This is a genomic window from Neobacillus sp. K501 (genome assembly GCF_053749995.1).
The window spans coordinates 225,028-246,359 of sequence record NZ_JBSLYA010000001.1; the positions used below are offsets into that span (position 1 = coordinate 225,028).

A 21,332-nucleotide genomic window follows, 5' to 3' on the forward strand; every position below is an offset into this window, starting at 1 on the left:
CTTTTATGTAAAAGTCTGAACAAATAGACCATCCCCGTTCAGCCATTCAGCAATGAATATATCTTTATAGTCTGTAATATTTTGTGCTTTTAATTGAATTTTTAACCAAGCCTCATCAAAACCTAAATCAATCATTTCATCCCAGAGGACCTCACCATCCCTAATTAAAGTAACGGGAACATAAACAGCTTCTGAAGGGAGGTTGAAATCTTCTTGAGTAGTTTTTTGGTACTTAGATTTTTTAAGAATACTTAATGAACCACTAGACTCTAAATAACAAAAAGCAACTTCTCGAATTGAAAAAGTTTCACTTTGTCGAAGCAAACTTTGAAGCTGATTAATTGTCATCCTATTTTTCCTTAATTCCTCGCGATCAATGATACCGTTTTTTATTAGTGCTGAGGGTTTTCCCTCCACAACACCCCTAAAAATTAGAGATTTTTGACTTAAATATTCAACAAGGAAAAGCAATCCTCCCCATACAGACATAGAGTAAATAATATAAAATACACCTATTTTATGGTCATACAAGGCATTTCCTAAAAGTTCCCCAAGCACAATGGCTGCGATAAACGTAAACGGAGAAATTTGATTAATGATTTTTTTCCCTACCACTTTTACCAAAAGAAAAAGATATAAAAAGCCAACTATTAGTTCCATTGTTAGGTACAAAATTTTCATTAAAATACAAACTCCATTCATTTGACTCTATTCTCATAAATACAAATACTCCTAATTTAATTGTTAGTTATTCCCAATAAAGGTAATTTCATGTTTATAAAATTCTGGCCAAATTCCTTTAGCTCCGTTTTCGATTGACATTAAGTTCGATTTATTTTAAAATTCTTTAGGAAATTGAATAATAAAATCTTTTGTTTGTGGATTTTTCTAGAGAAATCTCTATTTTCGCCACACAGCTATATATAGCTGTGTGGTTTTTTATGTTTTTAGGAAAATGAAAGGGGTAAAAAAATGAAAACTTGGCATTACGCTCTAATTGTTTTTATAGGGGGATGTTGTTACGGAGCACTATCTACTTTTGTAAAGCTAGCATATGCTGCGGGTTTTACCAGTTCAGATGTAACTGGAAGTCAATTCTTAATGGGGACTATATTAATCTGGATCGTTGCTCTTTTTACGAAAAGGAAAAAACTTACACTGACGAAAATAGCTAAATTACTACTATGCGGAATCCCACTTGGATTAACTAGTCTTTTTTATTACCAATCACTGCAATCACTTAATGCTTCGCTTGCGATCATCTTTTTATTTCAATTTGTCTGGATTGGCAGCATATTTGAGTGGCTTTTTTATAAAAAGACACCATCATTTGGGAAAGTTGTTTCCATTGCTATACTTGTCATCGGCTCTATATTTGCAGCTGGAATTCTTGCAGAAGGCAGCGGGGAAATGACATGGCAAGGAACCGTTTGGGGACTCTTATCTGCTTTGACTTATACTACTTTTATCTTTCTTAGTGGTATTGTCGAAAATGATATACCAGCTGTGCAAAAAAGCGCTTTTTTTACCACTGGGGGGCTGATTACCGTTTTTATCCTATTTCCGCCAACCGAGTTACTCCATTTACCCGTTCTAATCGAAATTGCACCGTATGGTTTGTATCTTGGTTTGCTAGGAGTAGTCTTACCGCCACTCTTATTTACAATTGGTATGCCACATATTGGACCAGGACTTGGAACCATTTTAACATCCTCTGAACTACCTATAGCAGTTATTCTATCTTCCCTAGTCTTAGCAGAGCCTGTTAGTTTATCTCAATGGCTGGGGGTTATTTTAATATTAGGTGGAATTGTTGCAGGAAATATTAAAATCAATAAAACAAAAATGAACTCTGCCCCATTAGAAAGGAAAAGCGCCTCCTAAAAGTAGTTATTCGGTGGAGAAATAAAAGACCAGTCTCCATTCAATTAGTTCGGCTACTAATTCCATAATCGATAAAAATATAAAATCTCACCTTCTTTATAGAAAGTGAGATTTTTAGGTTAAGCAAAACTTTTATTTTTGTTACCTAACTTGAGCCGCTTCCTCCCCCTGATATATCCGAAAGGCTGGAACAATCGTGTCTGATACAATTTCTTTTCCTTTATCACGTATGAAATCCAATTTATAATAGGCATCAAATCTTTGGCTGATTTCCGTTTTTACAAGTTCAGGCGGAGTAACAACGATGAATTGGAACTTCAGTTTTTCAGCAACAGCAAAGATTGGGTCAAGTACATGTGCCGATGCAGCTTGTCCAAACGGATTATCACAGACTAAAGGAACCCAGCTTTGATCCGTTTCGCTTTTTACTGATAATAACATCATCATCATAACCATTCGGGCGGATAATTTTTGTCCCCCACTTCCGTCTGATTTCGTCTTAGAGCCTTGATTAATGGTCTGCCAGGTGGAATAATGCTCTCTTTGCGGTTTTCCATACATAAAGGCATTATCGGTTCGCATATTATAGACAAGCAGCTCAGGATATCGATTTCGAAGAGAGACAAATAGAATTTGCTCATCACTTATTAGCTGTTTAATTTCTTCATCTAATGCACGGTTATGATCGTCAATCAGATCAAATTGTTTCGTAATTTTGTTTATAGCCGAAACAAAATGCTGTTTTAAAAGTGGTTCGATATCTTCTGCCTTTTTAGGTAAGATATCTTCTTTAAGTTGGACAAGCGGAAAGGATCCGCGTTCATTTTTCAGTTTCATTTTCGCAATCATAGAACGAATCGCCTCTGAAATACTCATGACTTTCATGCTGGCACGGCTGGCCCAGAAGTTTTGCGCCTTTTCTGCCCTTTCTTTATCACGTTCTAATTGTTCCAAGCCGCTTTGTGAAAACCGCTTCATATTTTTCACAATGCTTTGGATATGCGTATAATGCCTTGTATCCATATGATCTAAAGTAGTTAATACTTCATTTTTAAAACGGATCTCCCAATCTTTTCCTTCAATCGTAAGCTTTAAGTTACGCAATGATTGGTCAATTTTCGCATGCTTTTCTTTACCTTCTTCTTGAATGGCTTGATGTTCTTCGCACCAGGACAAAATACAGGCTTTTCCTTGATTCTTAATTTTTTCGACATCATTATTCGTAAATACAGCTGCTTCTTCTTTAAGAATGACGGATAGGGTTAATAAATCACCATCATAACCTGTAATATTCGTTTCTGTTTCTTTTTGAACTTTCTCAGCCTTCTTTACCTCCTCTTTCGTTTGTTTCGTTTGGTCTTTTATTTCTACTTCTTTTACTTCTAAATCAAGGTCTTCCCAGGCTTCTGGTTGTTTTTCATGCTTTTCTATCTTTTTTCCTAATTTGTCACGTTGTTCGATTGCGTGTTTTAAAGAGGTTTCTGCAACCGTTACCGCCGTTCCTTGGTCCCGTTCTTCCTTTTCTGCTGCCTTCGCTTCCTTCTGAGCATTTTGAAGCATATTTTCTAAGATACTGATTGGTTCCTCTGGTTCAGCTGCATTTTTCCATTCCTCATCATGAGCATGGAGTTTTTTCTCCAATTTCTTCTGCTGCTTTTGTTCCGTTTCTTTTCTAGCTTGAAGAACGAGTAATTCTCTTGCTTGTTCTTCCTTTGATTTTTGCAGCTGTTTTAGCTCCTCGATACTTCCATTTATCTCTTGTAATAAATGTGGTGATAACCGAGGAACCTCTTCCGATTGGTCCGCTTTTTGTTCAGGAGGAAATACAGCTTCTTCAATAAAGAAAGCAATCTCCTTAATATTTTGTTCAGTTGTAAGTTTCCATTCCAGGTATGTTTGACTCCACTGGTTTTGCAGTTCAACAGTATGCTGGTGCTCTTTGCCTATCTCTTGTTGCTGAATGGTCAAAGCGTCCTTCTGTTTTTCCTTTTCGTGTTTCACCTGCTTGTTTTCTTGATGAAGGATTTTTTCTTGATTAAAATCCTCTATTGTTTCTACATTTCTTGTCAGCTTTTCAATCTTTCCTTTTGTCTTTTCCAGTTGATCTTTCAACACAAGCTGTAATTCTCTTTCTTTCTCTGCTTGTGCTTTGATTTGCTGCAATTCCGTTTTCAGCGTTAGTAGTCTATTTTGTTCGTGAATAATCTCTTTTTCGATATCACTAGATAGTTCATTTGATGAGAAACGATCGATTTCCTTTAATATACGACGCAGGGAAATTTCTGTCTTCTCCATTTCAGTAAGCGTATCTTGCTTGTCTTCTATTTGTTTAGCAATCTTTATTTTCCAACTGGTAAACTGATTTTTATCAGTTAAAAGCTCTTTTTCTTTTCCGTTAATGATGACAAAGGATGGCTGGTGCTGTTCCTTGTTCATTTCTTCACGTAAAAAAATAGGGACAGGACTTTTAAACATTTTCCCTGTTAAAACCTGCTGGTTAATTTTTTGCCACTGCTGCCCGCTTACCACCAAACCGTATGGAAGGAGGGGATAAGCAATTAGGGTATTCGCAAGTTCTTCGTGACTTAATGATTGGAGAAATTGAGTCCCATAAAACACATCAATACCAGTCTTCTCATCAATCCATTCCTTTAATTCTTTCACATCTTTATTGGCAATCCAAAAGGGCTCATCGTTTAAGGAATGATCAAGTTGTGATTCCCAAAGTTCTTTTTTCATTTGCTCTGCTTGTTGACGGTTATTGCTCAATATTTCTTCTATTTGCAAGTTATATTTTGATATGAGCGAGTGCGTAAAAGGAACGGAAACATCATCTAATAAACCTTGAAGTTTATCAAAAAGTTTTGCTTCTTTTTCTTTTTGCTTTTCGTTTGAAAGTGTTAATTCGTCACATTTGGCTTCTGAAAACTGAATTGATTGGACGAGCGTACCATTTGAAGCAGCTAACTTGTTTTGCTTCTCATTAGATTCTTTTTCCTTTATTTGTATCTCAACTAATCTTGCTTTTTTCTCGTCAATTTGTTTTAAGAAACTCTCGATCATCCCTTGTAGGTCATAGGTTAAACGATCGCCAAATTCTTGGATAAGTGCTTCTTCCTTTGATTCAAAGTTATGCATTTGCGTATATAAAAAATCAATTTCAGTACTAAGCTGCGCAATATCTCTCGTCTTCTGCTTATCTTGCTGTGAGATTTCTTTTATCTTTTTACTTAAAAACTTTTGGTACGCTTGATACTGCTTAACTCCTTCTTGTATCGCTAAAAAGGCTTGTTCCCATTGCACTCTAGTTTCTTGTTTAATTTCATCCATTCTTTGATTCACTTGCTCTAAACCGCTATTTTGCTCTAAAGTCGCGATCTGCTGAGAAAGTGATCGAATACTCTGTTCGTTTTCGTTCCATTCTTTTAGTAAGGCTTGGAAGGCAAGTTGTTCTTTTCTGTCAAGTTTTACTTTAACGATCTCTTGTAGGGAAGCATGTTTTTCCCTTTCTTCCACTATTTTCTTTTCCCAATCCATGACCTCTCGGTGAGCTTTTGCAAACTCTAAATTATCCTTTTGATAACGTAAATCGGTCTGCCTGTTGATTAATTTCTCCATGTCCTTCGCTACAGTAAGCAATCTTTCCTCTTCTGATTGCTTTAAATGCTGCAGCGCACCAAGAAGTTGCCTGCCTGTCTGCTTACTTGCCTGAACAATCTCTTTATGTTCAACACCCTTAGCTAAATGCTCTTCAAAGGGAACAATGTCTTCTAAAAACTCCTTATGGGCTTGCTCTCTTTTTAATAGAACTGGCAGGTCCTTGGCAATACTAGCCTGACTCTTAAATATCTCGACAAGATCGTTTTTTTGATGTTCGGTTCGATGTAAGACCTGACTTACAGTTGGAATGATTCGTTTCTGGAACAGAGAATGATCGTCCTCAGCCCCCTCGAAATACTTGCCAACGCCGCCTTCATCCTTATTAATGTCCTTCATAATATCCCAGTCTTTACGGTTAATGCCGTATGTATCAAGGATGCGATAGTGCTTCTTTGTATCTCGGTAGACGTCATATCCATTCCACTTTAAATAATCCTTCAAGCTTTCGGTTTCAGCCACTTCATCATTTTCAAAAAGCGGGATATGCTCAAGTGCTGCCTCTTCCTTCCGTTCAAACTCTCTGGTATAAAATGTAATATTCGGGAGAATCTTAGCTTCCTGTTCCAATGGTTTATCTGCGTTTTCTTCACTCATTGAAATCCGCTGTTCGGCTGAGAACATTCCTCCGGTTATCAAATGGTGGCGGTCCGCACCATCCAATTCCCATTGAATAAGAACATGAAAGGTATAGGGAATAAACTGCTCTTTATTATTAAAGAAGAATTGCTGATAATAACGATTGTTTTGCTTTCCCCAAGAGGTACCAGGTTTAAGTACTTGAAAAATGGTTTGAAGGAATACACCTTTTCCGCCGCCATTCATCATCGCAATCAGACCATTTGTAGATGTCTCATCGTTATGGAAATTAAACGTAGTATCTTTATATTGCTTTTGCATGCCATCATACTTCAGGCCGACAATTCTAATTCGATGGATTTTCGGCATGCTCATCCTCCTCTGAAGACGTCATTAACTTTTTAAAAAGTTCATAACGATCATAATCGTGATACAAGTATTCAATCCGTTCAAAAAGCTCTTGTTTAGGAATGACCTTAGCGATATCGTCCCGATCCAAAATAACGATTAGCCCCTCACTCTCTAATAAGCGCATAGCACCGGCAATTAAACCGACTCTGGTTCGTCTATTACCCTTTTTCAACCCAAAATCATCACTATCAACCTCCATGTATTTCCAGGTGGTCACAACCTCCTTCATATCAATTCGTTCTTCTTCTCCGAAGCTCGGTTGAGTTTTAAGCAGACTCTCCCATTTAATGATTAGATCATTCACAAGACGTTCTAAAGCATAGAAACTGATTCCTTCCCGTTTCGTTCGAATCTTTGCTGCCTGGTTACGGTCGATGGCTGCTAAAAAAGACATAATAACGATACTAATAAGATGAAAATGTTTCCTCGTTTCAACTTGTTTGTGCTTATCTTTCATATGGGTAAAATTCGTTGCAAAAACCGAACCAGTTGGCTGAACCACTAAATGAATACGTTTTGGTGCTTCAATGATATAAGTACCGGATTCGTCCGCTAATAAAAGGACTGTCTGTCTTACTTCCGGATCGAAATAGGTTTGGAAATGTTCACTATTTTCGTCGATAACCTTATTCTTTAATAGCGTAAAATAAACTGCTGATGCTCTCTTGATGGTATCGGCATTCATCGTTTCTCCTCCTGCACACAAATTTTAAAAGGGGTGATTTTCATTTGATACCAAAGGAATGGCTTTGCCCGATGATCGAACATGGTATAGAGCTTTAAACCTTCAAACATTTCAAATTGTGGATACTCCTTCATTAGTTTATATAGAAGAATTTCCCTTTCATCACTTAAGGTTTCTTCCTTTCGATGCAGTACTTGGACTTTCAACGGTTTTTTATCGAACATCATCCACAAATCGATCGTTTCAGATTCTTCAAACCATAAATCCTGTACCTCTAATGGCAGGTCTTTTAAATCCGTTAATGAAAATTCACCGTTTGTTTGTAAAAATTGAAATACATAACTCCATGCCTTAATAACGGAATCCCAGTTGGTTACTCGCAGCCGTGTCATACTTTCTTCCGGCTCTTCTTCTATGATAAGGTCCGTTAATTGTTTCTCATTGAGTTCTTGCTCCCCCCAAATCCAATCAAGTGGCAGGATAAACTCATTCTTTGGTGAGAATAAAGGCGAAAGCACCTTTTCGATGACAGTGAAATGTTGTACGTTTTCCTTCATTATCCAATTTTCATAGTAATGCTCACGAAATGAAACGAGACTGTTTTCCCAAAACAAGGACGGGTTTTCTGCTTTTAATTTCATCTCGTAGGAAATATTTTGAATGACTAGCTTTGCAAACCGATCATGCAACTGCCTTGTATGGCCAATTTTTTCTTGAAGAACAATCAATTCTTTTTGAATATAATCATCTTCTTCATTTCTTCGTTTCGTCTTTTCTATCATACTAGTAATCGTACGGAAGTGGTTTTTCTCTTCTTCAAATTGCTTTTCAATTTCAACTCGATTATCGGCTCTTTGCCATTCTTCTTCGACCAATAAGATTTTGGGATTGTTGATCATTTCTTTTTGGAATGAAAATTCATTTGCCATTAAGCGGTTTACGCGTGAAATGAGGTGATCGAGGTTTCGAGTAGCTTTTCGAAAATTACCATTTTTAATCAATTGCATACTATACAGCTGTTCAATCGTGATGGAGAACTCCTCTGCCATTTCCCTGCTCATAAAGATCATTTCCTGAGCAACATCCGTTAGTTTATAAACAATGGACCCGCCCATTTCAAGATTTGTGTACAATTCATCCATGGTGACATAACGGAAGACCTGTGTCTCCCATGATTGTCTTATTTCATCGTAATATAGGGCCTCGAACGGTTTGCTATACTCTTCTTTTCCCTGATATAAAAGACCGCTTGTAATCCGTTCAATCTGTTTATCATCTGCTAATAGCTTCATTTGTTTAATCGAATCTTCTACCATAAATTTGATATCGGATTTACTTCGATGGTCATCATCATTTAATTCTCGATAAAAGATGATGAGGAGCACTTGCATCAGAATGGTTTGGATATGAGGTTTTAGCTCGCCTACCTCCATTCCCCTCCCAAGCTCAAACAATGGATTTAATCGTTGCATTCGCTGTGCGAAACCTTCCCATGATTCGTTCACTGCCATTTCCTCCAAGTTTCGATTGTTAAAACTTCTTGTGGGATCCTCTTATTTTCCTGCCATAGTAGCATCAAAAGCTTTTGTTCCTCTTCAGTAAACCATTGGAAGAAGGTATCACGGTATTTTAGGTTTTTTGTTTGGCCTTGCTTTTGATCATTCTTTTGATCGATACATTCAAGCATTTTGCGATAAATTTTCAAGGCAGGCTGTATGCAGCAATCAGGGTATTTTTCTATAAGCCTAGTTAAAATTCCGTATCCCGCAGCATCAAGATCTCCTGCGTAATAGAAAAGAAAGTTGTGCGCTGGAAACATTCGAAAGAAGAAAGAAAAGCTTCGTTCAATTTTCGTTCCTTCACCATATATAATTAGCTCAGGTTCATAATCGAGCTGACTGACTTCCAATAACTTAATGGAAGTATGGAAGAATGATAAATTTTCAACGATCAATACCCTCTGAATATCTTTTATTTCTTTCCCTTGTTTCATCCAAAACACAAAAGGCTCGCCGTAAGTCACTATTTTAAGCTGCTCTTCTGATACTCCGATTCTAGCTAAAAATCCTTTTCCCTCAGGAAAACTATCACTGTCTAACAGAAATTTTTCATGGCCAAAAAGCTCTAAGCTTCTTTCTTCAATTGACACAGTTTCCCGATCCTGGCTTGACTTTAGAAAAGTATATAAGTTTTGGATTCTTTCCCATTCGTCCTTGGTTTGCCACTCGGGATGCCGTTCATAAAAGGAAAAATCAAACTGATCGCCTAATTTCATCATGGCAAGACGATCCCATTTCATTGCCTGAACTTTGATATTAACCCAATAGTATAAGGAAAGTGCCGGTGTTCTACCGTTATATTGATTATTTTGAATGGGAATGAGTATTCCCTCCGTTTGCAATGTTTCGATTGTACGGTAGAACAACGAATATCCGTCCATTTCAAAATAATCATCCAAAAGCCTTCGTAACTGAAGTTCTAAATCATTCATATTTATTTTCTTTTTTTGTTTTGGGTGTTGAATATCCGCAATAAAACCTCTCACCCTTGTTTCAATGATGTCTATTTTGTTCACCTACTTACAACTTCATAGTTTCATAAATCCATTTTGGACATCCTTTTATTATAAACTAGTTATGAGATTGAGGGTAAATGGAATTTTCTTAGTAAAATAAATGATTTCATCATAAAAATTAGTTTGACAATGGTTTGGTAAACATTTTATACTTTATTTGTTAACCGATACATAAATTTAGTTAACATAAAACAAAGGGGGTAGTGATCATATGTTTCAAACACGCAATCAATTAAAAATGTGGATTATAAGTGCTTTATTTGCTGCCATAATTGGTATTTTGGCTCAAATTACCATTCCATTACCACTTGTTCCGATAACAGGACAAACACTTGCCGTAGGTTTAGCAGCGACTATTTTGGGCTCAAGATATGGGACTTTTTCAGTTATTTTATACGCTCTTATCGGAGCGATTGGGATTCCAGTTTTCAGCGGAATGTCGGGTGGATTTGGTGTCATTGTTGGTCCTACTGGAGGTTTTATTATTGGATTTATCCCTGCAGCCTTTTTAACTGGTCTTTATTTAGAAAAAACGAACTTCACTGTTTTCAATGGTATGATTGCTAATACAATCGGGATGCTTGTTACCTTGTCCTTTGGGACTGTTTGGCTAAAATATGCAGCTGAAATGACTTGGACAGCTGCCTTTGCTTCAGGATTTTTGCCTTTTATTATTGTTGGTTTGATTAAAGCTTTTTTAGCATCCTGGATTGGTATTTCGGTCTACAAAAGGCTTGTATCAGCAAAACTGTTAGCTGAACCTCAAAAAGTATCTATCTGAATTTGAACGATAATTAATAATGAAGTTAAAAAATCCAAGTGAGAAACATAATTCTCACTTGGATTTTTTCATTCAACCTCATTTTTTGATTCAATGATACAAACCAATTCCTCGATGATATCGTTTAACTTCATCATACTTGTATCCTTCTTTAATATATTTGTAGTTTTATAAATCAACATTTCTTCTTGCTCACTCACATAAATCCCTCCATTCCAAAATTAACAGAATCTAAACCACCACTCATATGTGTAATTTACATATATTATAAATAATCATATTGAATCTGTAAAATATTTATATAAAAATTTTATGAGAGCTTTAAAAACTTAGAGAATGAAACGACAAATCTCTGTTTTTCGATAGTAGATTTGCTCATAATTACTCAACAAAAGAGAGGAACCATCACATTTCAAAAGAAAGTGACGATGAAAACTTTTCATATCATACAGGAAAGTAAAGTTAGGATATTGAAATTATACCCCTACAAGGGCATAAACCTTGTAAACAAATCGGAAAGGTTGTGAGTTTATGAGACTTCTGGATGTACAGCTTAGGAAAAACTTCAGCTACATTTTCGTTCAATTTCCAGGAATGAACATGAATGTCCCCAAACTCTCGAACGATGAGGGAAAGGCGGTGAAAGAAGATGTTGCTTTATGTATCCAATTAAACAGTAAAGAAAAGGTAAATAAATTATACTTTGTCCGGACAAACAGTATAAGTCCCTTTGACTTTACAGATGAAGAAATTGGAGCAAAAGCATTCTTTCGAGTCATCAAGAAAAAAGAAACCTCACTAGACTCCTACAAGAACGAATCCGAAGATTTCGTCACATGTATCTCAGATGAGGTGGCGATTGTCCAAAAGAAAACAAATACAGGACATGACTTCGTCCTGTTGTTAAATGAAAGTGAAATTGGAATCGTAGCTTCCATCAAGGAAGAAGTGTTACTGACAGTGCCAGTTTCACGACACCCTCATGAGGAAGCAAAAGAGCCTGTTTTAGTGATCTCGGTAAAAACGAAAAATAAGGCTCAATACGTAAGGAGAATCAAAAAGAAGATATTCTCTGGAGGCAATATCTTTGAGAATCATCTAGTTCTTGAGCCAATCCGAATACTTTTGGAGGGAGTTAAGAGAAAAGTTAAAGTCTTCTCTCCTGCCGCATTAGATTTTATCGGTCCAGGTGATCATAACCAAACCATTTTGATCATGAGGGGAGGTTAATAGAACAACCAATAAGAAAAGACAACTTCATATAAGTAAAAAAATCGAAAACAAAGGATTAAATGGCTAATCCTTTTCGATAAAATATATTCGAAAAAAACATAGAAAGGATTTTAAATAGACGATTAGACAAGTACCTTATCCATTTCATATATAGACTTAACCAAGGCGGTTAAGTCTTTTTGCTTTTTTCTCCTGCAATTTATACAAAAAATTTCCCCCTGAACCTGTCCTTTTACCCTTCTTTTCTCTATATAAGGAGTGAGAATATTTATAGGAGATGATTAGATGGCTGGCTGGGTAAAATTGACGAAGCAATTTACCAATGATGAATTATGGTTTAACGTTACGGCTTTCCGGCTGTATGTTTGGATCTTAATGAAAGCGGCTTACGATGATGGAATTGTTTTGAATGGGATGAAGTTAACAAAGGGCCAGTATTTAAGAGCTTACTCCCAGTTAGGTGAGGATTTGATGTACATAGAAGGAAGAGCGAAAAAGCCACTAGCTAAGAGCACCGTAAAGCGTGCAGTCGACAAACTTGTAAAAAAAGGACTGCTGAAAGCTGAAGAAACACCTTTAGGCACACTTTTTACCGTGATCAATTCCGATGACCTTACATGTTTGGACGGATCAGGTGATTTTTTTTGCCCTCCGTTTCGCGAAACGGAAGTGGAACACTCTCAGAACGATAACAAAACAGAACTGGAACCATATAAAAGAACTCAAGAATTTAAGACTATAAAAAATACTGATGATCACCCTGAACCTGAAAACTGGATGGAAATCCGAATCAAAAGGATTTCCAAACAATTTATTGCTTTACGAAACAATGGAATATTTTTGAGTCCAAAAGATCAATTAGCGATTGAACGTATTTGTCAGCTTCCTCAGAAAACGGAACAGTTAGAAACTTGGATAGTGGATATCTTCCATGATTATCAAATGAAGAATCCAAACAGAAATATTACCAGCCCATTGTATTGCGAAAAGGCGATAAGGACAAAATTAGAGGCAGAGAAAAATCCAAAAAAAACAAAGAAAGAGTCTATGGCTGAACGGGTGGAAAGGATGATTCAGGAAGGGAAAATTATCTTACAGGAGGAATCAAAATGACCAAGGAAGAGGTACTCAAACTATTAGTACTCATTGAATCAGTTTATTCCAACTTCATTATCAAGGACGAAACCATTCAGCAATGGTTCGAATTTTGCTTTGATATGGACCATGAAAAGGTGTTAGGAAAACTGAAAAACCACATTAGAAAAAGTCCTTTTCCTCCGATGATTGCTGATATAGCTGTTTTCCCTGATGAAGAAAATGATTTTCCAGAAACGTTAGAGAAATGGATAAAGGAAGGACGGGAGAGAATTGAGCACGAATCTAGCCATGCCAAACGAATACCACTACCTCACTGGATCATTGAATATTCAACAAGAAAATCTGTTTGAAGCAGAAGGCGTCCTTTTAGGTGCAATCTTTCTCGCTCCGGAACTGATTCATGAAATTACGTTAGAGCCATGCCATTTTTCACAAAAAAGAAACCAGCTCCTTTTTCAAGCAATGCGGGAGCTGGAAAAACAGAACAAGCCGATTGATCCTCTCATGATGGTTAAGCAATTGGGAAACGCCGGGTAGATGAATTTTATAAAACCTATATAGATTTGCAGGATTTAGGGAAAATAAACCACAAAACTAAAAGAGATGTATTATACGAAGTGTATGATGAAATGGTCGAGGACAAAGGAGAATTTTCAGGGGTCGATACTGGTTTCCCCCTGCTGAATGGAATGCTCAATGGACTGCAGAATGGGGATTTGATTATTATCGCAGCACGTCCATCGGTTGGCAAGACCGCTCTGGCTCTTAATCTAGCAAAAAATTGCTGCAAGGACGGCGGTACCGTTGATTTCTTTTCGTTAGAAATGCCTTCAAAACAGTTAATCAAACGGTTGCTGAGTGATATTTCCAATGTAGACGGCTCCAAATGGAAAAATTCTTACCGCTATTTCAACGGGAATGACTATGAACGGGCTGTCCATGCGGTTGGACTTTTGGATAATTGGAATTTGCATATCCACGATGAACCGCGGCAAACCGTTGCTGATATTCGAGCTGCGATCCAAAAGACGAAACGGGAGCACCCGGATGGCAATCACCTTGTAATCATTGATTATTTACAGCTCATTACCCAAACGAAGCGATTTGAACGCCATGACTTGGCGGTAGGTAATATAACACGGGAATTAAAGCAAATTGCGAGGCAATATGAAGTACCGATCATCCTATTGTCCCAGTTATCCAGAGGCGTAGAACAGCGGATGGATAAACGACCAGTGATGTCAGACTTACGTGATTCCGGTAGTATTGAACAGGATGCAGATGTGATTATGCTATTAAGTCGGGATGAGTTTGATCAAGTGAATTCAGAAAAGAGTGAGCAGATTAACGTGAATATAGCCAAGCATCGAAACGGACCAGTGGGAGTTATTAAATTGGCGTTTGAGAAGAACTATAGTCGATTTTGTTAGGCTATGATATTATCTGTACCGTACCAATTATCGGGTTAATAAAAGCAGCGCTATCCCCTTGCTTAGCAAACATGAAAAAAAGCGATCCTTTGTTAAGAATCGCTTTTAACCATTTATTTATACTTTGCCTAAAATTTAAAAGACCTTGCAATCTCTTCCCATTGTTCCTCGTCCGTTAATTCTCTGTAATCCACTTTTACCTTAGAAAATAGATTACCATAACTTTTAAACAAATTGCCTAACACGCTACACATATCAAATTCCCCTCTCCTCGTACAAATTAACATCCTTGAAACTTGTTGGAATGTGCTAAGTTGTCTTCGAAAGCTATTTTGATAGTCTGTTAATATTTAAGGTCAGGACAACCAACTCTGTTAATTAATATGTCCATTTGCTTTGACCTATTCACATTATATTTGAAAGCGTTTACAAAATCAATTAATATTTACAATATTATGAAAACGAATAACCTGCCTTGTAATTGGCAGGTTATCGATCATGGTTTTAATCATTCTCCCACTATCTTCGCATCTTTTAGCATCTCATCCGTTAAGGTGATACCTTCCTCCTGTGCGGCTTTCTTGTTGATCATCAGTTCAAGATTTTCCGGGAAGCCAACTGGAATTTCGCTTGGTTTTTTCCCTTTTAGAATTTCCACAGCCATTTTACCAGTTGCATAGCCTAAGTCATGATAATCTAAACCATAGGATGCAAAGGTTCCTCGTTTAACTGAATCCCCTTCCCCGACAAACGTTGGGATATCTTGAGCATTCGCTACTGTAATCACCGATTCTAAGGCAGCAACAACAGTGTTGTCCTTTGGAATGTAAAATACATCGGCACGTCCAATCAATGACTCGGCTGCCTGCTTTACTTCGGAACCAGTAGTTATTGTTGTTTCAACTGCTTCTAACCCTTCTGCTTCCAGAGCTTTCTTCGCGTTTTTAACATTTACAACAGAGTTTGGTTCACCGTTATTATAGATGATGCCTACCTTCTTGGCATCGGGTACAAATTTTTTAATCGCAGCAATCGTATTCTTTATTGCGTCTGGGTGTGTATCAGATGTGCCTGTCACATTACCACCAGGCTTTTCCAAACTTTGGACAAGCTCAGCACCTACCGGATCGGTAATAGCTGTAAACAATAATGGGATTTCCTTCGTTGATTTTACCACCGCCTGAGCGCTTGGAGTAGCGATAGCCAATATAAGATCATTCTTGTCTCCAACCAATTTTTGAGCTATTGTCAGATTATTGTTCATGTCACCCTGGGCGTTTTGGTAATCGAGCTTTAAATTTTTACCATCTTCATAGCCAGCATCCTTTAAGGCCTCAATAAAACCCTCACGAGCCGCGTCTAAAGATGGGTGTTCAACAAGTTGAGTAATCCCGATTTTTACTTCTTTTTCCTCTTTCCCACCACTCGTTTCCTTGCTAGCTCCTCCACATGCAGAAAGCAGTACTAGCAATCCACACAACATTATTACTAAACTCTTTTTCATTTGTAGTCCCCCATTTAATTCAACTAACCTATTATGTATATTCTTGCTGTTATGATAGATTATTTGACATAAAATTAATAATATTCAGATTTTAACACGTTGAAGCGATTGTGTACAACACTATTTTGCAAAAAAGATTTTTTTCCACAACAAAGTAAAGAAGCTGCCTACCTTGAGCAGCTTCTAGCATGTAAGTTAGAAAGCTATAATATTTAGTTAGCTTTCTTCTATTTTTAATATAGATGTTGAACTAAACTCACCATTGTTGATGATTAATGCATTTAACTGGCCTCTAAATGCGCAACCTCCATCAATCCCGATGACGCGGTTTTGGCCGAAATAAACATCGTTTTGCTGATGAATTCTTCGAGTTGGTGTATGTCCGAAAATAACCGTTTCTTGTTTATGATACTCATAAATAAATTCGTCCCGGAGATTGAGAAACTCTACTTTTGTCGTCAAATCCAGCCCCTTTTTTGGATTAATTCCAGCATGAACAAAGATGAGATCTCCTTCCTTTTTATATAAGGGAAGCTTGCGTAGGAAAGAAATCTGTGCATGGAAACTCTCTAGAATTTTATTTCTTATTTCCTTTTCTTTACTTTCGTCGTAAAGCAATTGAGAGTATTCAATCTCATCCATTCCTAGTCTCTTTAAACAACTATTAATCGTCGCCACTCCGCCTATCTTTCCATAATAGTAAATGATCTCCTTATCATCTAGCCATTTTAAAAATAACTCGTCATGGTTACCTAATAAAGCCGTTGCCCCCTGATTGCACAATTCACTAACAATCTCTAAAACTTCAACACTATCAGGGCCAGAGTCTACATAGTCACCTAAAAATACAACTTCCTCCGGTCGAGCTTTTGTTTTTTGTAGCAACTGTTCTAGCTCCTTTACACAACCATGAATATCCGAAATCACGATACGCCTCAACCGAAACACCCCCTCATCTTCCATCGTTATTTTTTATTTCAACAAAACGGCTTTAATTCCTCCAAGAAAAAAAGTCCTCCATATGATTGAGAGGACTTTTGTTAATTAAACGGAATGAATAGATTTTTTTGTTTTGATAACCGGAAAATTTTATTAATTAAATCTTTTTTTCAATTCTTCTATTGATAAATCCTTCGTTTTTTCAACTGGCTTATTTGATGTTGGGAAGTATGGATTGATCGACAGAAAGTTCTTTTCAACATAGTTGAAATCTACGATATCTACGATCCCGTCTTTATTTAAATCTGCTTTTAGTTTATCTCCTGTTTCTCCAGCACTATTTGCTACAAGCTTTGCATCATAAATATCAATAACATGATCTCCATTGACATCCCCAGCAGCTGCTGTATCCGTATAAACAGTATAGAAATTACCTTGAACTTTTCCATCGATCGTTCTGCTTAATGTTAACTTTTTACTGTAGAGGAAATGACCAGGAATATCTACTATTAACGTATAGTCATCTTTCGTTGCAGGAATATCCTTAAACGTCATATACCCTCTATTTGAAATATCAGCTCGGTACTTTTTCCCTTTTTTATCTACTAGATATGCTTTTGTACCAATTTTTGAATAATCTAAATCATAGTTGTCTAAGTTAACTGCTTCCCCATGGTAGTAGCCTTCTACCCAGGAGTGCTGAGAGATGAATTTAAACCTTTCAGCAAAAGTTGGTAAAGAAGTTTTATTACCAGAGCTTGTTTGATAAGATGATTCTTGATAATTGAATGAACTTTCTACCATGTAATTATGGTCATCGACTACTTTTAATGTGATATCCAATAAATCAATATCATTATGAATGGAAACTGGTAATTGTGTCTTTTTGTCTGAAATATCTACTGCAAATGCTGTCATATTAGACCATGTGCTTTCAGTAATTTGCGGCTTAGCGACATTAACAGTCCAATTATTTTTCTTTGCAAGATCCACTAGTTGTTTTGATGGCTTAACATCTGTAACTTTATAGAAATTTGGAACATCGATTGTTAAAGATGCACTTGTTAAATCTTTGGCGTTTTGAACTGTAAAGGTATTTACAAACTCCGATCCAAGACTTACAGCTTTTGTATTGTTTTTTATAACAGCATATTTATCTCCTTTATTTATAAATGTAAACTCTGGGAATATCGGATTCCCTGCCGTAGCGTAATCATGCGTATAAATTCTTACATTTGTTGGATGGTTTTCATATTCTTCCGGCAGGACACCAAATTTAAATTCACCATTTGCATTTGGGAAAAATTGAGCTGTCGGCCAAAAAGAATCTTGATAAGCATACGCGGTATTTGCCTCTTGAGTGATGTCATGACCTCTACTTTTTAAATAATCAATCGTATCATCATACAATTTTCCATGCACCCAATAGGCTGTATAATCTTGTCCGTCATAACTCTCAGTTGTTAAATCTGAACTTGCAAGTTCTTGGATTCCTGTTTTCTTATCAAATTCCAGTGTTGGAGCGGTATTATCGATCACCATGTCATTATCGATTTTATATGTTTTTCCATCTACCCCTGTCCCAATATAAGAAACAATGTATTTCCCTTCTTGAAGTGATTCATATTCTTGTGCTAAAGGTTTATTGGGATCACCTGTAAAACGTTTTACTTCACCTGAAAATCCGAAGAAAATAAAGTAATCCGTATCAACTGCTGCATTTTCTAAATTAAACGTGCCATAATATCCAATCGGATTTCCATCTAGATCGCTAACAACAACGTCAATCGTTTTCATATGGCTATTTAACCTGAAATCGACTGGTGTAAACGGCTGGATATATGGATGGAAGTTACTTAGGTCATTGGTAATAGCATGTTTATTAAATGTTACTTTTTCGAATCCGGGTTTTGAATAACGAACATGGAAAGGAATTTGATATTCTGCCGTTTTTGACTCATTTTCAATATAAATATATCCCTCATATATGCCAAACTCTGCATTAGCTGGAATGGAAATTTCTGCATTCACATTTTTAGTTTCATTTCCATTCACATTAATCGTAGTTGGTAATTGAAGCGTGACACCACTCTGTGCAGCATCCTTTGAGACACCACCGATCGTTAAGAATTCTATTCTCGTATGATAGGTTTCTAGTTCACTACTTAAATTTTTAATAGAAATCGACGTTGTTCTATTTTGAGTCTCACTTGATTGTGTAATACTGCCAAAAGGCAGTGATCCTGAGATATCATCAATCTCTATTTTTAATCCCTTTTCATCTAGGGTAGTTGTCTTATTTTGCACTTCAAATAACGTTGTATTGTGAACTGCCTCATATGCATCGACTCGTCCTGCTCCAACTTCATTCACATTGTATGGACGACCTTTTAAAGGATCAGCCGTATTCATAAGCGCAGCTTTTACATCTCCTACTGTATATTCTGGATGTGATTGTAATAATAAAGCTACAGCTCCGGCAACATGAGGTGTTGCCATCGATGTTCCACTTAAACTCGCATAACTACTTGAATAATCGACGCCCTCTTCAGGACTATTAATAAATTCTGGAACTGTAGAGAATGTAGATACCCCAGGCGCTACTACATCTGGCTTAATATCAAAGTTATTACTAACTGGCCCACGCGAGCTAAAATCAGCTAACACATCACCTGTAGTCATATTTGACTGTATGTCTGTAAATTTAAGTTTAGCTGTAGGATCTGCTTTTAATTTTTCTGAAAGTTTAACCCCATCTGCATGTACCATTTTAAATGTTGGGACATAACCATGATTTTCACCTAAGAAAATTGGAATCTCTCCATCGGTATCATTATAAATTAATACCGCTACAGCACCTTTTTCGTAAGCACGTCGAATTTTTTCATCAAATGAAATCGTACCACGAGAAATCAATGCCACTTTCCCATTCACGTTTTTGTCCGTATAGTCCTCTTCTGTGCCAATTCCTACTTCAATAACCTCATACTCATTATCCATTAACTGTAGATAATCCTTACCAAGTCCATGCCCCATTAATGTATTTTGAACTGTAATATCTGCTAAACTTGTTTTAACAGTTGGAATATCAGTCGGTACATCACTCGCACCAACCGTGATTGCTAGGGGAGAAGCACCTGGAGAACCTAACGTTCCAGGATTTGGCCCTGCATTTCCTCCAGCTATAACCGGTATGACTCCTCTTAATGCTGCATTGTTGATCGCTACAGATGTTGCGTCTAAGGAATGATTATTATTATTACCTAATGATAGATTAATAACATCCATCCCATCTTCAACCGATCTTTCTATACCTGCAATAACAGATGAATCATTGCCTGAACCATATTCTCCTAATACTCGATAGGCATACAAATCAACTTTCGGTGCCACACCCGTCATGGCAAATTCAACATCATTTTTGGGGTTTGAAGCGATGGTACCAGCAACATGAGTTCCGTGTTCAGTATAGTAAGAACTTCCATTAATCGTTTCAGGTTGACCAGATGCCAACCATTGCTCTCTAGTTGTTTCCATCGGATCAGAGTCATTTTCAACAAAATCATATCCGCCTTTATAAACATCTTTTAAATCAGGATGATTATAGTCAATCCCTGTATCCAGTACTCCAACTTTTATTCCTTGCCCTTTTAGGCCCTCATTATGTAAACGATCAACTCCTATATGTGGAAGCGCTGGCGGAATTACTTTTCCAGTTGTTGGCTCTTGTGTAGCTGATGTTTCATTTATCGGTAATCTAACGACATTGTCTTTCCAAATCCTTTTAACAACACCAGTCTCAAGTAAGGTATTAATTTCACTTGTAGGAATTGTCATTGCCATTCCATTAAATACTTTCTGATAAGTTTGTTTGATTTCATATTGAATTGGATTTTCTTTTAATGTTTGGTTTAACTCTTTCTTGTTCTTAAAAAGTTCTTCTAAACGCTGCTTGAAATATTCTTGTTCCCCTTTTATCTTTTCGTCCTTACCATTCGATGTACCTTTTGATTTAGATTCTTGAGCATTTTCAACAGGAGCTGTTTTGAACTCAACAATGATATTGGCAGTTTTATCTTTTAGTGACAATAAACTTGGATCAATGACAAATCCTTCTTGTGGAGTTAATTGTTTTATAGACTGTCGCTGTTCTTCAGATAACTCTTTTAAGATCGATTCAGCAGATTTTGAGATAGCATAAGATTTTTGTTGAGGCATTAAATATGATGTAAGTAGGCTGGATGCTACTACTCCCGTTACCATAACCTTTAGTAATCGTTTCTTGCTAATTGTCATAAAACTACGCTCCTTCAACTCATTTAATTTCAGCTAAAGTTTTTACTATTACTTTCTAAAAATAATAATCTTTTATGTTTTCCTTCATAAAATGATTACATATTCCTATGAGCATCGCTTTCCCCCCTAAAGAAACATAGTGTAAAATAAGAGTGTGAATAATTAGATAACTCTATTCATTCATATTGTACTTGAGCTTTTAATGTTGGTAAATTGGGGGAATTATTCTACGAGTTTTCCTATTTCTCCTATAAGATTTG

At 36.7% G+C, this 21,332-nt stretch carries 16 protein-coding genes; 7 read left to right on the forward strand and 9 right to left on the reverse strand.

Annotated elements, in window-relative coordinates:
* Positions 1-3: 3 nt before the first annotated feature.
* Complete coding sequence (locus ACWM35_RS01075; protein ID WP_454814638.1) at positions 4-681, reverse strand: DUF421 domain-containing protein; 678 nt, start codon at positions 679-681, stop codon at positions 4-6.
* Positions 682-972: 291 nt separating this feature from the next.
* On the opposite strand from ACWM35_RS01075, the gene ACWM35_RS01080 reads away from it, so the two are divergent.
* Positions 973-1,884 carry a DMT family transporter gene (locus tag ACWM35_RS01080; protein ID WP_454814640.1) on the forward strand — a complete coding sequence of 304 codons (912 nt, stop codon included), beginning with the start codon at positions 973-975 and terminating at the stop codon, positions 1,882-1,884.
* A 141-nt stretch (positions 1,885-2,025) separates the two neighbouring features.
* On the opposite strand, the gene ACWM35_RS01085 is transcribed toward ACWM35_RS01080, so the two are convergent.
* Genes ACWM35_RS01085 through ACWM35_RS01100 form a run of 4 tightly spaced genes read right to left on the reverse strand, consistent with a single transcriptional unit; the run spans position 2,026 to position 9,791 of the window.
* Positions 2,026-6,489: a hypothetical protein gene (locus tag ACWM35_RS01085; RefSeq protein ID WP_454814642.1), complete on the reverse strand. Its 4,464-nt coding sequence runs from the start codon at positions 6,487-6,489 to the stop codon at positions 2,026-2,028.
* On the reverse strand, positions 6,467-7,216 hold the full coding sequence (locus ACWM35_RS01090) for a DUF6063 family protein (RefSeq protein ID WP_454814644.1): 750 nt from the start codon (positions 7,214-7,216) through the stop codon (positions 6,467-6,469). The genes ACWM35_RS01085 and ACWM35_RS01090 overlap by 23 nt, the downstream gene beginning before the upstream one ends.
* Positions 7,213-8,727: a hypothetical protein gene (locus ACWM35_RS01095; RefSeq protein WP_454814646.1), complete on the reverse strand. Its 1,515-nt coding sequence runs from the start codon at positions 8,725-8,727 to the stop codon at positions 7,213-7,215. Before ACWM35_RS01095 ends, ACWM35_RS01090 begins: the two co-directional genes overlap by 4 nt.
* Complete coding sequence (locus ACWM35_RS01100) at positions 8,718-9,791, reverse strand: Wadjet anti-phage system protein JetD domain-containing protein (RefSeq protein ID WP_454814648.1); 1,074 nt, start codon at positions 9,789-9,791, stop codon at positions 8,718-8,720. The genes ACWM35_RS01095 and ACWM35_RS01100 overlap by 10 nt, the downstream gene beginning before the upstream one ends.
* 211 nt (positions 9,792-10,002) lie before the next feature.
* On the opposite strand from ACWM35_RS01100, the gene ACWM35_RS01105 reads away from it, so the two are divergent.
* Positions 10,003-10,572 (forward strand): biotin transporter BioY, encoded by a 570-nt coding sequence (locus tag ACWM35_RS01105; RefSeq protein WP_454814650.1) that lies wholly within the window; start codon positions 10,003-10,005, stop codon positions 10,570-10,572.
* 68 nt (positions 10,573-10,640) lie between these two features.
* Here the strand turns inward: ACWM35_RS01105 and ACWM35_RS01110 are convergent, their stop codons facing one another.
* Entirely contained in the window at positions 10,641-10,772 is a 132-nt protein-coding gene (locus ACWM35_RS01110; RefSeq protein WP_454814652.1) for a hypothetical protein, read from the reverse strand.
* A 331-nt stretch (positions 10,773-11,103) separates the two neighbouring features.
* On the opposite strand from ACWM35_RS01110, the gene ACWM35_RS01115 reads away from it, so the two are divergent.
* The 5 genes from ACWM35_RS01115 to ACWM35_RS01135 all read left to right on the forward strand — a co-directional run bounded on the left by ACWM35_RS01115 (position 11,104) and on the right by ACWM35_RS01135 (position 14,333).
* Positions 11,104-11,802, forward strand: coding sequence for a hypothetical protein (locus ACWM35_RS01115; RefSeq protein ID WP_454814654.1), 699 nt, complete (start codon positions 11,104-11,106; stop codon positions 11,800-11,802).
* A gap of 288 nt (positions 11,803-12,090) precedes the next feature.
* The gene (locus tag ACWM35_RS01120) at positions 12,091-12,918 is read left to right on the forward strand and encodes a hypothetical protein (RefSeq protein ID WP_454814656.1); all 828 of its coding nucleotides are present in this window, start codon (positions 12,091-12,093) and stop codon (positions 12,916-12,918) included.
* Positions 12,915-13,253, forward strand: a complete 339-nt coding sequence (locus ACWM35_RS01125; RefSeq protein ID WP_454815842.1) for a hypothetical protein — start codon at positions 12,915-12,917, stop codon at positions 13,251-13,253. The genes ACWM35_RS01120 and ACWM35_RS01125 overlap by 4 nt, the downstream gene beginning before the upstream one ends.
* Positions 13,192-13,440 carry a DnaB-like helicase N-terminal domain-containing protein gene (locus ACWM35_RS01130; RefSeq protein WP_454815802.1) on the forward strand — a complete coding sequence of 83 codons (249 nt, stop codon included), beginning with the start codon at positions 13,192-13,194 and terminating at the stop codon, positions 13,438-13,440. The genes ACWM35_RS01125 and ACWM35_RS01130 overlap by 62 nt, the downstream gene beginning before the upstream one ends.
* A gap of 92 nt (positions 13,441-13,532) precedes the next feature.
* Complete coding sequence (locus ACWM35_RS01135; RefSeq protein WP_454814658.1) at positions 13,533-14,333, forward strand: replicative DNA helicase; 801 nt, start codon at positions 13,533-13,535, stop codon at positions 14,331-14,333.
* Positions 14,334-14,841: 508 nt separating this feature from the next.
* On the opposite strand, the gene ACWM35_RS01140 is transcribed toward ACWM35_RS01135, so the two are convergent.
* From ACWM35_RS01140 to ACWM35_RS01150, 3 genes are all read right to left on the reverse strand, one after another.
* Positions 14,842-15,837, reverse strand: coding sequence for an ABC transporter substrate binding protein (locus ACWM35_RS01140; RefSeq protein WP_454814660.1), 996 nt, complete (start codon positions 15,835-15,837; stop codon positions 14,842-14,844).
* Between the two features lie 216 nt (positions 15,838-16,053).
* Entirely contained in the window at positions 16,054-16,776 is a 723-nt protein-coding gene (locus ACWM35_RS01145) for a metallophosphoesterase (protein ID WP_454814662.1), read from the reverse strand.
* Positions 16,777-16,929: 153 nt separating this feature from the next.
* Positions 16,930-21,072 (reverse strand): S8 family serine peptidase, encoded by a 4,143-nt coding sequence (locus ACWM35_RS01150; protein ID WP_454814663.1) that lies wholly within the window; start codon positions 21,070-21,072, stop codon positions 16,930-16,932.
* Positions 21,073-21,332 lie beyond the last annotated feature (260 nt).

Coding starts and splice junctions, on each gene's coding strand:
- ACWM35_RS01075 (WP_454814638.1), bottom strand. CDS start 681: ATGAAAATTTTGTACCTAACAATGGAACTAATAGTTGGCTTTTTATAT.
- ACWM35_RS01080 (WP_454814640.1), top strand. CDS start 973: ATGAAAACTTGGCATTACGCTCTAATTGTTTTTATAGGGGGATGTTGT.
- ACWM35_RS01085 (WP_454814642.1), bottom strand. CDS start 6,489: ATGCCGAAAATCCATCGAATTAGAATTGTCGGCCTGAAGTATGATGGC.
- ACWM35_RS01090 (WP_454814644.1), bottom strand. CDS start 7,216: ATGAATGCCGATACCATCAAGAGAGCATCAGCAGTTTATTTTACGCTA.
- ACWM35_RS01095 (WP_454814646.1), bottom strand. CDS start 8,727: ATGGCAGTGAACGAATCATGGGAAGGTTTCGCACAGCGAATGCAACGA.
- ACWM35_RS01105 (WP_454814650.1), top strand. CDS start 10,003: ATGTTTCAAACACGCAATCAATTAAAAATGTGGATTATAAGTGCTTTA.
- ACWM35_RS01115 (WP_454814654.1), top strand. CDS start 11,104: ATGAGACTTCTGGATGTACAGCTTAGGAAAAACTTCAGCTACATTTTC.
- ACWM35_RS01120 (WP_454814656.1), top strand. CDS start 12,091: ATGGCTGGCTGGGTAAAATTGACGAAGCAATTTACCAATGATGAATTA.
- ACWM35_RS01125 (WP_454815842.1), top strand. CDS start 12,915: ATGACCAAGGAAGAGGTACTCAAACTATTAGTACTCATTGAATCAGTT.
- ACWM35_RS01130 (WP_454815802.1), top strand. CDS start 13,192: ATGCCAAACGAATACCACTACCTCACTGGATCATTGAATATTCAACAA.
- ACWM35_RS01135 (WP_454814658.1), top strand. CDS start 13,533: ATGGTCGAGGACAAAGGAGAATTTTCAGGGGTCGATACTGGTTTCCCC.
- ACWM35_RS01140 (WP_454814660.1), bottom strand. CDS start 15,837: ATGAAAAAGAGTTTAGTAATAATGTTGTGTGGATTGCTAGTACTGCTT.
- ACWM35_RS01150 (WP_454814663.1), bottom strand. CDS start 21,072: ATGACAATTAGCAAGAAACGATTACTAAAGGTTATGGTAACGGGAGTA.